Below are 14,718 nucleotides of genomic sequence, written 5' to 3' on the forward strand. Positions count from 1 at the left end.
CGCGGTCAGGCGCGGTCCGTTTTGCCGGGCATCGGTCTCATGCGGCACCGTTCCACTGAATGACCCGCTCAATGCGCGTCCACCTTCGTGATCGACGCGGTATCGGCGGGTTGTTCGTCCAGCAACGGTTGCAATGCCGGCGCCATCGACTTCAGCAACTGCACCGACAACGCGCTCGTGAACTCGTAGTGAGCCGCATAGGGTTCATGCACCCACGCGGTCAGCGTGCCGTAGAAACGATCGCCCATCGCGAACACGAAAGTCGCGCTGCGGTTGACCTTGCGCGATTCGATCAGCCGCGCGCCCTTGGCGAACACATTGAAGCGCTGATCGCCGGTGCCGGTCTTGCCGTAGACCTGAAGCGTTTGACCATCGGGGAACGTCATGCCTTGCGCAAGACGCCGGGCCGTGCCGCCCGTCACGACGTCACGCAGCAGCCCCTTCATCACCGCCGCGATTTCCGGCGAGATTTGCTGTTGCGGCGCCACCGCCGCGCGTTTGAAATGCGTCTCGTACGGCGTGTCTTTCGCGAAGTCGAGTTGCGTGAGGCTTTCGGTCGGCACCTTGTTGCCGTCGTTGGCGATCAGCCCGATCAGTTGCGCGAGCGCGGCGGGCCGATCGCCCGACGCGCCGATCGCCGCGGCATACGAAGGCGTGAGCGTCGCGAACGGATAGCCGAGCGCTTGCCACGATTTGCCGATCGCCTCGTAGGCGCGCAACTCCACCATGCGCTTGATGCGGCGGTCTTGCGTCGCGTGATAGCGGGTCTTGAAGAGCCACGAATACGTCGACAGGCGCACGTCGCGGCTCGCGTTCTGAATCTCGCTGAGCGTTGCGTCGGGACGTTCGCGCAAGTAATTGACGAGCCACAACTCCAGCGGATGAACACTCGAAATATAGCCCCTGTCGTTCAGATTGAAGCGGTCGATCGCGTACTTGCCGTATAGCTTCGCGAGGTCTTCATCGTCGAGTATCGTGGCGGCCGGCGTGTTCTTCAGCGCGGCGCGCATCCTCGCGTTGAACCATGCGTTGGACTCGTCGGGCGCCACGCTGCGCAGCACCGTCGCCACCTTGGGCGGCGACTTGCGCACGCCGAGCAGCAGCAGGGCCAACTGCTGATCGCGTGTCTTGCCGTGATACTTCGTGTAGAAACGACTCATGTATACACGGCTTTCCTGATCGGCGAAACGCGTCAGGTACATCTTGCGGGTCGCCGGATCGCCGAGCCATTGCGACGACGACCCGGTGGTCCGCATCATCTCGTAGTTGACGATATCGCGCATCAGCCGCACGAACACCAGGTTCACCGAATGCTGGAACGCGCTATGAAGAGTCAGGATGCGGCCGTTGTCCTCGGCTTCGAAATTGTTGAAGGTTTGCGCGCCGCCGCCCGTGTAGAACGTTTCGCCCGCGCTCGCCGAGTATTTGCGTTCGACGGCCGCGTCGAGCATGGCTTGCAGCGAACGGTCGGAGGTGTGCGCGAAATAGTCGAGCGCCCAGCGGGTCAACCTGTCGTTCGGATCGGGCTTGACGGCCTTCAGCTCAGCGGGGCTGAACGGCGCAAAACGCGCATGCAAGTCGGAGACGATCTGCAAGTACGTCACCATCGTGCGAAGTTTTGCCGTGGAGCCGAGATTCAGCCGCGCGCCCGAGTTGATATCGAACGGCTGGTTGACGCTGTCCGTTTGCACCCGCACGAGGTTGGCGCCGTCGCGCCGTTCGAACAGCGTGAAGCTATAGGCGATCTTCGAGGGGTCGTCCGCGGGGCGCAACATATGAAAGCCGACGAGACCCGCGGCTTGCGCGCCGTCGCGCGTCGCGGCGGCGGCGAGCCGTTCGCTCACGGCCTGTTGCACGGCGTTGTTGAGCGTGCCCTTCGCTTGCAGGTCCAGGCGATCGAGTTCGTAGAAACTCTTCACGCCGAGCGCGGCCAACAGATTCGAGCGCATCGACGTGACGGCCTTGCGCGATACGAACGAGTCAACGCTCTGCGTTCGGGTGGGCCCACGGCGCAGTTCGACCTGCGCCGACAACGCGGCATCGCGCAGCGGCATGGAGATGATGCCGCCGTTCGCCAGGAGCCGCAGATAGCTATCCGTCAGACGTTCGAGTTCGGCATAGCCGCTGTGCAGCAGACGCGAGGGCGCGCGCTGCGCGATCATCAGCGAGAGCACCTGACGGAAGGCCACGCCCTGCCCGGGCAGATTCCCGGGAGTCGACGGCGCGTTCAGGATGCGGTTCACGTCGCTGAAATCGCGGCCGTACCAGGCGGCGAGACCGTCGCCGATGCCGTTGATCTCGCCGATGCCCGGTTGCGCCGCAAGCGGCACCGAGTTCAGGTAATGCACGACGATCTGCTGACGCGCGGGCATGGTCTGCGGACCGTCCAGATAGGCGCGCACCGAAGCCGATGCGATTTGCCGCAATTTCTCGGGCGGCGTCGCGGTGCGCCCGCCCTCGGAGTGGCGGAATTTTTCGATCTGCGTGGCAAGCGTGCTGCCGCCAGGCGTCGATTGATGATGGTTGAAAACACGCGCGCCCTGGTCGACCACCGCGCGGCTAAAGCGTCCCCAGTCGATCGCCGGATTGCGGTTGGGCTGGCTCGGATCGAGCAGATAGCGATCTTCGATAAAAAGCAGCGAATTGACGATGAGCGGCGGAATGGCCTCGAAGCTGTCATACACGCGCCCCGGAAACCGCGCACCAAAAAGCGGCGCGCCGGTGCCGTCGAAGAGTTGCAAACCCGCCTGATCTTTTTCGACGTAGGGCAGAAAGAGACCGTTATCCGCCAGCGACAACATGCGCTCCGAACTGCGCGCCTGCGAGGTGATTTCGAAGCCGCGTTCGAGCAGCCGCTGCTGGATCGACGGCAGCAACGCGTAGCCGAGACGGCTGTCGTAAGGGCCTTGACTTGTCTGAGGGAAGCGGATGGAGTGGCTCGGACCGTCCGCGACCGAGAAACCCACGTCGCGTGTCAGTTCGGAGAGGTAACGCGCCTGCAGGCGCGACGTTTCGATTTCGACCTGGCAGAAGCGTGCCGCTGCGGCTAGCGCAAGCAGAAACGCTGCCGCCAGCCCCCATTTGAACCACTTGCGAACAGGCGCCGTACCCGCCGTGCGAAGTGGAAGCCGAACCAGTGGCCGATTCATGGTTGCTCTCCCCGAGCCGGCGCCATGCTTATTAATCTGGCGCACCTTCAACTCAGTGTAGCGCGGAACGCGAGGCTTTAATCGGTTCGGATTTACCCGAAGGTGTCACGGGTACAACATCTGCTGACGAGACATGGCGCGGCGTGAATTGCCGTGCGATATTGAAGAACTTTTCTCGCACCAAAAAATGCGCGTTAGCTAACTTTTTGCCGCGCGCGCAGCAGTTCGATGAATTGCTGCGCCGGCGGCGACAGCACGCCGCCCTTGCGCGTGACGACGCCGAAGGTTTGCGACGGCGATTTCAGCTTGACCGGCACAAGGCGCAGCATTTTTTGCCGAACGAATAACTCGGCAATCGCGGTCGGCAATAACGAAACCAGTTCGGCGCTGCTTTGCAAAAGCGCGACGGTCACGAAAGTCGATGCAGTGGAAATAGGGTTGTCGGGCATTTCGAGTCCGGCGAGATCCATTTCCCGTTCGAGCAGCGCATGCAACGGCATATGTGACGGATAGACCACCCAACGGTGCGCGGCCAACTCGGCCAGTTTTACTTCTCTCCTCGGCAACGGTGGATGGTTATGACCGACCACCACGGATAACGGCTCGTCGCCCAGCGGACGATAGTGATACTTCGACGGATCGGCGGCGACCGCCGCGCGGCCGATCATCAGATCGAGCCGTCCGTCGTCGAGTTGCTGGAGCATGCGCGCGCTGGTGTCTTCCACCACTTCGATCGACAGATTCGGCTGCCCCGTATGCAGTTGATTCAGCGCCGGCACCACGCACGCCGGAATCGCGCCCATGATCGCGCCGATCGCGAGACGCCCGCCGCGCCCCGAACGAATCTCCGCGACGTCCTGGCATAGCGCGGTGAGATCGGTCGCCACGAGGCGCGCATAGCGGACCACGCAATGACCGAGCTGATTCGGGATCATGCCGCTTTTCGAGCGCTCGAAGAGCGGGGCTTCCAGCATCGATTCCAGTTCCTGCAGCGCCTTGCTCGCGGCCGATTGCGTCATCGACATCGCGCCGGCCGCCTTGTGCAGCGACTTCTGGTCGTCGAGCGCGATCAGCAATTGCAACTGCTTCATGCGCAGTTTCGACAGCAGCGTGTTGAAGGTGTCTTTCATGGTTCGGCGGATCGCAAAAGCACGTGAGTCGCAAAAGCGATCACAAGATGGAAACAATTCACTATACCCGCCGGGCCCGCCGCCGTATAGTCGGCGACGGAGACATTCAAACGAGCTTCGCTCATCACCGTCAAACCACGCACATCGCCATGACCCAACTACGCAATCCTGCCGCGCTGCGCGGCGTGTTCCCCGTCGCGCCGACCATCTTCGACGAAGCGGGCCGCCTCGACCTCGAAGGCCAGAAACGCTGCATCGACTTCATGATCGACGCGGGTTCGAACGGCCTGTGCATCCTCGCGAACTTCTCCGAGCAGTTCGCCCTTTCCGACGACGAGCGCAACACGCTGATGCACGTCGTGCTCGAGCAGGTCGCGGGGCGCGTGCCCGTGATCGTCACGACCACGCACTTCAGCTCGCATCAGTGCGCCGAGCGCAGCCGCAGCGCGCAAGCGGCGGGCGCCGCGATGGTGATGATCATGCCGCCGTATCACGGCGCGACGATCCGCATCGGCGAGCGCGGCATTTACGAGTTCTATCGCACGGTGTCCGATGCGATCGACATTCCGATCATGATCCAGGATGCGCCGGTCAGCGGCACGGCGTTGTCCGCGCCGTTCCTCGCGCGCATGGCGCGTGAGTTGGAGAACGTGTCGTACTTCAAGATCGAAGTGCCGCAAGCGGCGAACAAGCTGCGCGAACTGATCGAGTTGGGCGGCGACGCGGTGGTGGGTCCGTGGGACGGCGAGGAGGCCATCACGCTGATGGCCGATCTCGATGCGGGCGCAACGGGCTCGATGACGGGCGGCGGCTATGCCGACGGTATCCGTCTGATCGTCGACGCTTACGCGGCCGGCGACACGGAAGCGGCCGCCGCGCATTATCAGCAATGGCTGCCATTGATCAACTACGAAAACCGCCAGGGCGGCCTCGCGTCGTGCAAGGCCTTGATGAAGGAAGGCGGCGTGATCCGCTCGGACGCGGTGCGCCATCCGCTGCCGCAGATGCATCCGGCCACGCGTGAAGGGCTGCTGAAAGTCGCGCGGCGACTCGATCCGCTGGTGCTGCGCTGGGGCCGTTAAGGCTGATTCGAGCAGGCGCGAGCAGACGCGGGGCACGCGCACTGGACGCGGGCGCGCGCTTGCGGCTAACCTAGCCGGATGCAAAGCTATTACGAAGCCACTGTCACGCGCGCATCCGGGCTCGCGTCTGCTTACGCGCCGCTAACCGGCCGGCGCGGCGTGAACGTCTGCATCGTCGGCGGCGGGCTCGCGGGTTTGTCGACCGCGTTGGGGCTCGCCGAGCGCGGTGTCGGCGATGTTGCCGTACTCGAAGCCGAGCAGGTCGGCTTCGGCGCATCCGGGCGCAACGGCGGGTTCGTGTTCGGCGGCTACAGCCTCGATTGCGCGGACCTGCTGAAAACGCTTGGGGCCTCTCGCGCCCGCGAGCTGTATGCGCTGACCACGGATGCGGTCGATCTGATGCGCAAGCGTATCCAGCGTTACCGCATCGATTGCGACGTGACCGATGCCGGCGTGATCCTCGCCAACTGGTTCGACGAGCCGGCGCTGCTCGATTCGCAGCGGCGCTTGATGCGCGATTCGTTCGGCGTCGAATGGGAACCGGTGCCGGCCGCGCAACTCGCCTTGCAACTGAAGACGAACCGTTATCACGGCGGGCTCCTCGAGCGCCACGCGTTCCACTTTCATCCGCTGAAATACGTGCTGGGCGTCGCCGCCGCGGCGGCCAATGCCGGCGTGCGGATCCACGAGCATTCGCCCGTGGTGCGCCTGCAACCCGAGGGCGCGGGGTTCGTCGTGCATACGCCGCATGGCTCGCTCGAAGCGCGTCACGTCGTGATGGCCGGCGGCGGCTATGCGCGCAACGTCTATCCGAAGGTCGAGCGCACGGTGCTGCCGATCGCCACTTACGTCATTGCAACGGAACCGCTCGGCGCGCGCCTGAAAGACGCGATCGACACGCGCGCTGCCGTCTACGACACGCGCTTCGCCTTCGATTATTACCGCCCGCTGCCCGACACGCGCATCCTGTGGGGCGGCCGCATCTCGGTGCGCGACCGCGCGCCCGAAGTCATCGCGCGGCTGTTGCGGCGCGATCTGCGGAAGGTCTATCCGCAATTGCACGACGTGCGTATCGACTATGCGTGGGGCGGCCTGATGAGTTACGCGCGTCACAAGATGCCGCAAATCGGCCGCGGCGCGGACGGCGTCTGGTACGCGGTCGGCTTCGGCGGACACGGCATGGCGCCGACCACCGTGTCCGGTGAACTGCTGGCGGCAGCCATCGCGGGCGAGCGGCCGGTGCCGGAAGCGTTCGCGGCGTTCGGCCCGACGCCCGCTTACGGCGCGTTCGGTCTCGCGGCCGCGCAATTGACCTACACCGCCATGCAGGCGCGCGACGCGCTCGCCGCGCGCCGCCGGCCGCGCCGCTCGTCCTCCCGATAACCGCCGAGGCACGGCTCGTCATGCCCGAAACCCGCGCCAGAGGCCGTTTTCACCATGCTAGAATGCGCCGTCACTGGCGCTCGAATACACAATGAAAAAGGGAAGCAAGGCCGCCGAGCCTGATACCAACGGCATCCCGTCCGAGACGCCGCGCACCGACGCCCGGCGCAGCGACACCCGACGCAAGTACGATCCCGAACAGACCAAGCGCAATATCCTCGAAGTCGCGACTCAGGAGTTCTCCGCAATGGGCCTGACGGGCGCGCGCGTCGACGCGATCGCGGAACGCACGAACACCACCAAGCGCATGCTGTACTACTACTTCGGCAGCAAGGAAGGCTTGTATCAGGCCGTGCTCGAAAAAGTGTACGGCGACATTCGCGCGCTCGAACAGGATCTGCACATCAGCGAACTCGATCCGGTCGAGGGCATGCGCGCGCTGGTCGAGTTCACCTTCGATTATCACGACCGCCAGCGCGATTTCGTGCGCCTCGTGACGATCGAAAACATTCACGGCGCGAAGTACGTCGAGCAGGTCAAGACCTTCAAAGGCCGCAACGTCACCGTCATTCATACGATCGAGGATCTGCTCGCGCGCGGCATCGCGTCCGGGCAGTTTCGCAGCGACGTCGATGCGATCGATCTGCATTTATTGATCAGTTCGCTGTGTTTTCATCGCGTCGGTAATCGCCATACGTTCGGCACGGCGTTCGGGCGCGATCCGTCGCATCCGCGCTTGCGCGCGCGGCATCGCGCGATGATCGTCGACGCCGTGCTGCGTTTCGTGCGCAAGGAAAACTGAAGCCGGCCGGAAACGAAAAAAGCGGAACGCGGCCTCGCCGCGTTCCGCTTTTTTATTTGCTCGATCCGTCTGGTTGCGATCGAGTCGAATCGCTCAATGCACCAGCACGATCCGCTTGATGTCGCCGACGATGAAGATATACGACAGCGCGCCGATCAAGGCGATCACGCCGATGAACACCAGCGCGCCGACAAACGAGCCGGTCGCCGCCACGATGAAACCCACCACCAGCGGCGTTATGATGCCGGCCAGATTCGCCGCGAAGTTGAAGATGCCGCCGGTCACGCCGAGCAGGCCGTCGGGCGCGATGTCCGACACCAGGGTCCAGCCCAGCGCGGCCATGCCTTGCGCGAAAAAAGCCACCGACAGAATCGCGATCACCGCCACGTTGCTTTCGACGTAGTTGGCGAGAATGATCGTCGACGCGAGCAGCAGGCCGGCGATGATCGGCAGCTTGCGCGCCACGTTCGCCGACTTGCCGCGACGCAGCAGCCAGTCGGAGAACAGACCGCCGAACATCACGCCGACCGACGCCGCAATGAACGGCATGATCGCGAAGAAGCCGATCTTCAGCCACGCCATATGACGTTCGGTGGCGAGATACGTGGGAAACCAGGTGAGGAAGAACACCAGCGTCGAATTGCCGGCGAACTGGCCGAGGCAGATGCCTGTCAGTTGACGGTGCTTGAGCAGGCGCCCAATCGTGCGCCATTCGAAGCCGGTCTTCGCTGCGGGCTCAGCGCCCGAAGCAGCCGCTTCTTTTTTCCGGTGCGTGAGACCGCCGCCCGCTTCGATATAGTCCAACTCCGCCTGATTCGCCGACGGATGATCGCGCGGCTCACGATAGAACATCCACCAGATGCCGCCGAACACGATGCCGGCGCCGCCCACCACCAGAAACAGCGAGCGCCAGCCGAACGCGCCCATCAGCATGAACAGGAACGGGCTGAAGAAGGCGAGGCCGATATATTCGCCGACCGTGTAAGTGCCGGTCGCCATCGCGCGCTCGCTTTGCGGAAACCACGTGGCCACCACGCGGCTATTGGTCGGAAAACACGGCGCCTCGGACACGCCGAGACCCAGCCGGAACGCGAACAGCCCGCCCACGCCGTTCACGAGTCCTTGCGCGAGCGTGCACAGCGACCACAGTGTCATCGAGAGGAAATAAGTGAGCTTGCTGCCGAAGCGGTCGAGAAACAGGCCGCCCGGAATCTGCGAGGCCACGTAGCTCCACGAGAACACCGAGAACAGCAGGCCCATCAGCGCGGCGTTGATGCCGAGTTCCTTGGTCAACTGCGGCGCCGCGATGCCGAGCACCGTGCGATCGAGATAATTGATCATCGTGCCGACAGCGAGCAGCGCGAGAATCTGATAGCGGGCTTTCGAGCGGCGCGGGGTGCTCACGGCGGCGTCCGTCTGGAGCGTGGCATTAGCGGAACTGGCTTGTGTTGGTTGTGACATGTATGTCCGTCTCCTCGATCTGGCATCGATCCGTTATGTACCGGCGCTTGCGCCGCCGGCTAGCGTTGCAACAGCGACTGAAAGTGGGTGTACACGCGCTCGGCGTCCGGTTCGAGACCCGTGAAAATGCGCATTGCGTCGACCGCCTGATACACCGCCATACCGCCGCCGCTCAGCGTGCGGCAGCCGAGCGCTTCGGCCGCCTGCAACAGCGCGGTGCGAATCGGGAAATAGACGATGTCGGCCACCCACAACTCGCGGTGCAGCAATTCGATCGGCAAGGGCAAGCCGGGCAGCTTCGCCATGCCGGTGGGCGTGGCGTGAATCAGGCCGTTGGCGGCGGCGAGCGACTCGGCGAGCGAACTGCCGGCGCTGACCGTCGCGCCGGGGAAGCGCTGCTGCAATTCCGCGGCGAGCGACGCGGCGCGCGTGGCGTCCACGTCGAACAGCGCGAGGGCTCGCGCGCCCATCGTCAGCGCGGCGTGGGCGACCGCCGCCCCGGCGCCGCCCGCACCCAGTTGCACGACGCGTTCGAGCGATACGTCCGGCAAGCCGCGCTGAAACGCACGCGCGAAACCGGACCAATCGGTGTTGTGGCCGATGCGCTTGCCGTCCTTGAACAGCACGGTGTTGACCGCGCCCAACGCGCGCGCGTCGTCCGACAGTTCGTCGAGCAGCGGGATCACCGCTTGCTTGCAGGGGTACGTGATGTTCAGACCGTCGAAGCCCATGCGTTCGGCGGCAACCAGCAGATCGGGCAGCGCCGCGACATCGAGCTTCAACGCGTCGAGATCGATTCGCCGATAAACGTAGTTCAGGCCGAGCTTGCCGCCCTCTTCCTCGTGCATCGCGGGGCTCAGCGATCCGCCGATGCCCGAGCCAATCAGGCCGACCAGATAAGAATTCGGGTTGGCCTTTGAACTTGCGAGTGCGTTTGCTTGGGCGTTCGCTTGTGTGTTCGCTTGTGTGTTCATTTAGCCGCCCTATTCTTAAGGATGGTCGCCATCCGTTCCAGGGCAAGCACGTAGCCTTGCGTGCCGCAGCCGACGATGACCGCCTCCGCCACCGCCGACACATACGAGTGGTGACGGAAGGCTTCACGTCGATGCACGTTTGAAATATGCACTTCGATGACCGGCTTTTCGATCGCGCTGAGGGCGTCGGCGATGGCGACCGAGGTGTGGGTGTAAGCCGCCGGATTGATCACGATGCCGTCGACCTTCGTGCGCGCCGCGTGCAGCCAGTCGATCAGTTGATGCTCGGCATTCGACTGGCAAAAGTCGATCGACAGGTCGAGGCGCGCGCCGGCTTCGCTGCATAGTTTCGCGACGTCGTCGAGCGTTTCCGAGCCGTAGATGGCCGGCTCGCGCGTGCCCAGCAGATTGAGGTTCGGTCCGTTGAGAACCAGTACCGATGCAAAGCTCATGACAGCTACTCCTGCGAAGTAAGACTTGAAGCAAACCACGGCACTCGCGGCGGTTCTACGACGTGAACGAAGTGTGCGCGCATTGTCCGTCGCCGTCATTCGGGGTTTGTACGAATTTGTACCATCTAGTTAGTTTGTATAAACTGGCGAAAATTCCGGCTATTATGGATAGGTTTGGCCCATGGTTTTCAAAGATTGGGTAACTAGCTGGACCAATTTTGCGCATTGCAGCACGCGGCTCGCGACGCATGCCGCGGCGCGGCGCACCGGCCGCCGCCCGCAGTTCTTCAACAGCCGTTCCATTGTTTTTGCAGGAGCCGTTCATGCAACGTTCGATTGCCACCGTGTCGATCAGCGGAACCCTCGTCGAGAAGCTGAACGCGATCCACGCGGCGGGCTTCGAGGGTGTCGAAATCTTCGAAAACGATCTGCTGTATTTCGACGGTTCTCCTGCCGACGTGCGGCGCATCGCCGAGAATCTCGGGCTGAAAATCATGCTGTTCCAGCCGTTTCGCGATTTCGACGGCGTGAGCCCCGAACGTCTCGCGCGCAATCTCGATCGTGCGAAACGCAAGTTCGACGTGATGCACGAACTGGGCACGGACCGCATTCTGGTGTGCAGTAACGTGTCGCCCGACACCATCGGCGACGATTCGCTGATGATCGATCAGTTGGGCGCACTGGCCCGCGCGGCCGAGGCGGCCGGCGTGATCGCCGGATACGAGGCGCTCGCGTGGGGCAAGCACGTGAAAACCTACCGCCATGCGTGGAAGCTCGTGAACGCCGTGAACCATCCGAATCTCGGGCTCGTGCTCGACAGCTTTCACACGCTGTCGCTGAACGATACGGTGGACGGCATCGCCGACATCCCAGCCGAGCGCATCGCCTTCGTGCAGATCGCCGACGCGCCGAAGCTCGCGATGGACGTACTCGAATGGAGCCGCCATTACCGCTGCTTTCCCGGCCAGGGCGATTTCGACGTGGCCGGCTTCACCGCGCAAGTCGTGAAAACGGGCTACAAGGGGCCGCTTTCGCTGGAGATTTTCAACGACGGCTTTCGCGCCGCGCCCACCGCCATTACCGCGGCGGACGGCCATCGCTCGTTGCTGTTTCTCGAGGAGCAGACCCGCGCGCTACTCGAAGCCACACAGCAGCCGGTCGGCGATCTCTATCGATCGCCCGCGGCGCCCGCGCACGTCGGCTATCAGTTTCTCGAGTTCGCGGTCGACCGCACCACGCGCGCGCAACTCGTCGACTGGCTCGGCAAACTGCGCTTTCGCCAGGCCGGTCAGCATCGCTCGAAAGAGGTGACGCTGTATCAGCACGGCGCGGCGTCGATCGTGCTGAACGCCGAGCCCGATTCGTTCGCCAACGCGTTTTTTCAGCAGCACGGCTTGTCGCTCTGTGCATCGGCGTTTCGCGTGGACGACGCCCGCCAGGCATTCGAGCGCGCCGCCGGTTTCGGCTACGCGCCGTTCTCCGGCCAGATCGGCCCGAACGAACGCGTGCTGCCCGCCGTGCAGGCGCCCGACAGCAGCCTGAACTATTTCGTCGACGAAAGGCCGGAACAGCCCACGTTGTTCGAAGCCGACTTCGTTCTGACCGACGTCAACGGTCCTACCGAAGTAGGGCCGCTCACCCGAATCGATCACGTCTGCCTGTCGGTGCCGGCGAATTCGCTCGATACATGGGTGCTGTTTCTGCGAACCGCGCTAGGCTTCCAGGCCGAGCCGGGCGTGCTGGTGCCCGACCCATACGGCCTCGTGCGCAGCCGCGCGCTGCGCAGCCGTGACGGTTCGGTGCGCATCGTGCTGAACGCTTCGGTGGATCACCATACGGCGGTGGCCGAAGCGTTGCACACCTATCACGGCTCCGGCCTGAACCATGTCGCGTTCAGCACCGGCGACATTTTCAGCGCGATTCCCGAGTTCGTCGCCGATGGCTTGCCGGTGCTGCGCATTCCGCGCAATTACTACGACGATCTCGCGGCCCGCTACGCGCTGCCGGACGAGACGCTGGAGGCAATGCGGGCGCACAACATCCTGTACGACCGCGACGAGCGCGGCGGCGAGTTTTTCCACGCTTACACGGAACAACTGGATCAACGCTTCTTCATGGAAATCGTCGAGCGGCGCGGCGGCTACGACGGCTATGGCGCGGCCAACGCGGCCGTGCGGCTTGCTGCTCAGGCGCAGCGCCGCAAGTAGGGGGCCGGCACCGGCATCGCCCGGAAGACCGCGAGCGGGTCGAGCGGGGGCAAAGGGCGGAGCGGGCACGTCCCGTGCGGCATTGGCGGGAGCCGTCGCATCGCATCGATATAATGCGTTGTTTCGCGGCCGGAGCCGCGGGCCGCGCCCGTACCGGCGTTGCACGTACCGTCAGCCGAATCAAATGCCAGGAGAGATATGAAGAAGTTTGCCGTAGTGCTGTCCATTCCCCTGCTTCTGAACGCTTGTGCCTATTTCCAGAAGAACCCGGACGCCGGCGAGCCCGTGACGGACACCACCACGCAGCGCTCGGTCAACGACGTGGTCGCCTGTTTGACCCAGCTCGCCACGAGCCACAACGCCGCGTTCAAGTCCACGGCAATCCCGCAAGGCCAGATGCTCGACTTCGGCGATTCGAATATCGTCAAGGTGCGCAGCGACAATGGCGCGACCACTTACCGTTTCTATGCGGGCAAGCGCCACGTCAACAATCTCTGGATCGAAACAGCGGGCAAGACCTGCGCGCCGTAAGGCCCGTGAAGGGTCATCGGGGGTAAACGCAGTAGCGGTGACAATCGGTAACGCGTTCTCGTGCCATCTTCGTGTCACGGTGTTACAGGACAATGGTCGCTTAAGAATCGTTTAAGACTTCGTCCGCATCATCCACCCGACACTAATTCGCACGAGGTGCGCCATGAACCCCGATCAAGAGACGAACGACGCACCGGCGCCGGCCAGGCGGCCCACGATTCTGCGCCGCCTGTTGAGCCACCACGAACTGGCGACCTTGTTGCTGTTGCTGCACGCGCCGATCGATGCATCCGCGAAACCCGAGATTCCGCAGCTTCATGAGGCCGGCCTGATCGAAACGATCTCCAGCGACGCCGGCGCCTCGCATATTCGTCTGACGCCCGAAGGCAACGCCGTGCTGCGCGGCCTCGGCGTGAAGTAACGCAACGTCGGCCGGCTTATGCCTGCCACACGCCGTACCCCGCCTCCCGCAAGCTGATCGCCAACTCCACTTCCATATCCTGTGCGCCGCGGTAAGGCATTGGATTGAACACGTCGTACAACTCAGGCACGAGGCGCAAGCCGTAATCGCGTACATAGCGATTGGCCTGAATCCCGGCCTTGTGCCGGTCGAATCGCAGATCCGGGTCCAGTCCCGTCATCCCCACATACACGCAAGGCCTGTCGAACCGGTAGTCCGGATTCGCGCGGCGAAAGCGCGCCTCGTTCCAGACCGTGTCGTCGAGCGCGACGACGTACACGTAATAGTGATGCTTGCGACGGACCATGTGCGGCGGCTCAGTTCCGCGAGGTTCCGTGCAGCAGCATCCGGTATTCGGTCGGCGTGACGCCGACGGTCGCCTTGAATTGCCGTGTGAAGGCGCTGTGGTCGGTGTAGCCGCAAAGCGCGGCGACGTCGGTCACCTTGTCGTGCGAGACCAGCAGCGCCGTGGCGGCGTCGAGGCGTGTCTTGAGCAGCACCTGGCGCGGCGTCAGATGAAACACCTTGTGGAAGTAGCGCTCCAGTTGCGCGACCGACATGTCGGCCATCGCCGCGAGTTGCTTCAGGTTCAACGGCTGCACGTAGTTTTCCTGGATCGACTGCACCACCGCTGCGAGCCGGCTATACGCGGGGTGGCTGCTTTCGTCCGCTTTCAGGTCGCGCGAAATGCCGGCGAGACCAACCACTTTCCCCGAAGGATCGCGCAACGGCTGCTTGCAGGTCAGGCACCAGCCCGGCTGGCGGCCCGGATACAGGTGCAATTCCAGTTGATCGATCATCTGGTTGCCGACGTTGATGACCGCCTTGTCCTGCGCCGTATAGATGCGGCCGAAGCGGCGCGGAAAAACGTCCTCGGCGGTCTTGCCGAGCAGCGCGGCCTTTTCCTTGAAGCCGCAGCGCGAGGCCAAAGTGCGGTTGACCAGCGCGTAGCGCGCCTCGACGTCCTTGACGAAGAACACGACGTCCGGCATTGCGTCGAACACGGGCTCGAGCAGCGTGAAGTGCGACAACATGCCGGACAGCGTTGCGTCGTCCGGTTCGAGCGGATGAGCCAGCAAGTTCATCG

13 protein-coding genes are annotated in these 14,718 nt (G+C 63.6%); 6 read left to right on the forward strand and 7 right to left on the reverse strand.

Annotation, left to right across the window (positions count from 1 at the left end; genetic code table 11):
* Window positions 1-68: 68 nt before the first annotated feature.
* Window positions 69-3,149 (reverse strand): transglycosylase domain-containing protein, encoded by a 3,081-nt coding sequence (locus tag CUJ90_RS19390; protein ID WP_114163710.1) that lies wholly within the window; start codon window positions 3,147-3,149, stop codon window positions 69-71.
* Window positions 3,150-3,343: 194 nt separating this feature from the next.
* Complete coding sequence (locus CUJ90_RS19395) at window positions 3,344-4,279, reverse strand: LysR family transcriptional regulator (protein WP_114163711.1); 936 nt, start codon at window positions 4,277-4,279, stop codon at window positions 3,344-3,346.
* Window positions 4,280-4,428: 149 nt separating this feature from the next.
* Between CUJ90_RS19395 and CUJ90_RS19400 the strand changes: the two genes are divergently transcribed.
* From CUJ90_RS19400 to CUJ90_RS19410, 3 genes are all read left to right on the forward strand, one after another.
* Window positions 4,429-5,361 (forward strand): dihydrodipicolinate synthase family protein, encoded by a 933-nt coding sequence (locus tag CUJ90_RS19400; RefSeq protein WP_114163712.1) that lies wholly within the window; start codon window positions 4,429-4,431, stop codon window positions 5,359-5,361.
* A gap of 78 nt (window positions 5,362-5,439) precedes the next feature.
* The gene (locus CUJ90_RS19405; protein ID WP_114163713.1) at window positions 5,440-6,744 is read left to right on the forward strand and encodes an NAD(P)/FAD-dependent oxidoreductase; all 1,305 of its coding nucleotides are present in this window, start codon (window positions 5,440-5,442) and stop codon (window positions 6,742-6,744) included.
* 91 nt (window positions 6,745-6,835) lie between these two features.
* On the forward strand, window positions 6,836-7,546 hold the full coding sequence (locus tag CUJ90_RS19410) for a TetR/AcrR family transcriptional regulator (RefSeq protein WP_114163714.1): 711 nt from the start codon (window positions 6,836-6,838) through the stop codon (window positions 7,544-7,546).
* A gap of 93 nt (window positions 7,547-7,639) precedes the next feature.
* Here CUJ90_RS19410 and CUJ90_RS19415 read toward each other — a convergent pair whose 3' ends face one another.
* From CUJ90_RS19415 to aroQ, 3 genes are read right to left on the reverse strand one after another with little or no spacing between them, the layout of a single operon-like run.
* A complete protein-coding gene (locus CUJ90_RS19415; RefSeq protein WP_114163715.1) occupies window positions 7,640-9,007 on the reverse strand; it encodes an MFS transporter in 1,368 nt (455 codons plus the stop codon).
* Window positions 9,008-9,066: 59 nt separating this feature from the next.
* Window positions 9,067-9,981 (reverse strand): shikimate dehydrogenase, encoded by a 915-nt coding sequence (locus CUJ90_RS19420; protein ID WP_114163716.1) that lies wholly within the window; start codon window positions 9,979-9,981, stop codon window positions 9,067-9,069.
* The gene (gene aroQ / locus CUJ90_RS19425) at window positions 9,978-10,433 is read right to left on the reverse strand and encodes a type II 3-dehydroquinate dehydratase (RefSeq protein WP_073432065.1); all 456 of its coding nucleotides are present in this window, start codon (window positions 10,431-10,433) and stop codon (window positions 9,978-9,980) included. The genes CUJ90_RS19420 and aroQ overlap by 4 nt, the downstream gene beginning before the upstream one ends.
* A 323-nt stretch (window positions 10,434-10,756) precedes the next feature.
* On the opposite strand from aroQ, the gene CUJ90_RS19430 reads away from it, so the two are divergent.
* From CUJ90_RS19430 to CUJ90_RS19440, 3 genes are all read left to right on the forward strand, one after another.
* On the forward strand, window positions 10,757-12,640 hold the full coding sequence (locus CUJ90_RS19430; protein ID WP_114163717.1) for a bifunctional sugar phosphate isomerase/epimerase/4-hydroxyphenylpyruvate dioxygenase family protein: 1,884 nt from the start codon (window positions 10,757-10,759) through the stop codon (window positions 12,638-12,640).
* A 198-nt stretch (window positions 12,641-12,838) separates the two neighbouring features.
* Window positions 12,839-13,171, forward strand: coding sequence for a hypothetical protein (locus CUJ90_RS19435; RefSeq protein ID WP_073432063.1), 333 nt, complete (start codon window positions 12,839-12,841; stop codon window positions 13,169-13,171).
* Between the two features lie 163 nt (window positions 13,172-13,334).
* Complete coding sequence (locus CUJ90_RS19440; protein ID WP_114163718.1) at window positions 13,335-13,592, forward strand: hypothetical protein; 258 nt, start codon at window positions 13,335-13,337, stop codon at window positions 13,590-13,592.
* Between the two features lie 16 nt (window positions 13,593-13,608).
* Here CUJ90_RS19440 and CUJ90_RS19445 read toward each other — a convergent pair whose 3' ends face one another.
* Window positions 13,609-13,938 carry a hypothetical protein gene (locus CUJ90_RS19445; protein ID WP_073432061.1) on the reverse strand — a complete coding sequence of 110 codons (330 nt, stop codon included), beginning with the start codon at window positions 13,936-13,938 and terminating at the stop codon, window positions 13,609-13,611.
* A gap of 10 nt (window positions 13,939-13,948) precedes the next feature.
* Complete coding sequence (locus tag CUJ90_RS19450) at window positions 13,949-14,716, reverse strand: AraC family transcriptional regulator (protein ID WP_114163719.1); 768 nt, start codon at window positions 14,714-14,716, stop codon at window positions 13,949-13,951.
* Window positions 14,717-14,718: the final 2 nt, after the last annotated feature.

The sequence above is a fragment of the Paraburkholderia terricola genome (genome assembly GCF_003330825.1).
GTDB classification, from domain to species: domain Bacteria; phylum Pseudomonadota; class Gammaproteobacteria; order Burkholderiales; family Burkholderiaceae; genus Paraburkholderia; species Paraburkholderia terricola.

Coding starts and splice junctions, on each gene's coding strand:
- CUJ90_RS19390 (WP_114163710.1), bottom strand. CDS start 3,149: ATGAATCGGCCACTGGTTCGGCTTCCACTTCGCACGGCGGGTACGGCG.
- CUJ90_RS19395 (WP_114163711.1), bottom strand. CDS start 4,279: ATGAAAGACACCTTCAACACGCTGCTGTCGAAACTGCGCATGAAGCAG.
- CUJ90_RS19400 (WP_114163712.1), top strand. CDS start 4,429: ATGACCCAACTACGCAATCCTGCCGCGCTGCGCGGCGTGTTCCCCGTC.
- CUJ90_RS19405 (WP_114163713.1), top strand. CDS start 5,440: ATGCAAAGCTATTACGAAGCCACTGTCACGCGCGCATCCGGGCTCGCG.
- CUJ90_RS19410 (WP_114163714.1), top strand. CDS start 6,836: ATGAAAAAGGGAAGCAAGGCCGCCGAGCCTGATACCAACGGCATCCCG.
- CUJ90_RS19415 (WP_114163715.1), bottom strand. CDS start 9,007: ATGTCACAACCAACACAAGCCAGTTCCGCTAATGCCACGCTCCAGACG.
- CUJ90_RS19420 (WP_114163716.1), bottom strand. CDS start 9,981: ATGAACACACAAGCGAACACACAAGCGAACGCCCAAGCAAACGCACTC.
- aroQ (WP_073432065.1), bottom strand. CDS start 10,433: ATGAGCTTTGCATCGGTACTGGTTCTCAACGGACCGAACCTCAATCTG.
- CUJ90_RS19430 (WP_114163717.1), top strand. CDS start 10,757: ATGCAACGTTCGATTGCCACCGTGTCGATCAGCGGAACCCTCGTCGAG.
- CUJ90_RS19435 (WP_073432063.1), top strand. CDS start 12,839: ATGAAGAAGTTTGCCGTAGTGCTGTCCATTCCCCTGCTTCTGAACGCT.
- CUJ90_RS19440 (WP_114163718.1), top strand. CDS start 13,335: ATGAACCCCGATCAAGAGACGAACGACGCACCGGCGCCGGCCAGGCGG.
- CUJ90_RS19445 (WP_073432061.1), bottom strand. CDS start 13,938: ATGGTCCGTCGCAAGCATCACTATTACGTGTACGTCGTCGCGCTCGAC.
- CUJ90_RS19450 (WP_114163719.1), bottom strand. CDS start 14,716: ATGAACTTGCTGGCTCATCCGCTCGAACCGGACGACGCAACGCTGTCC.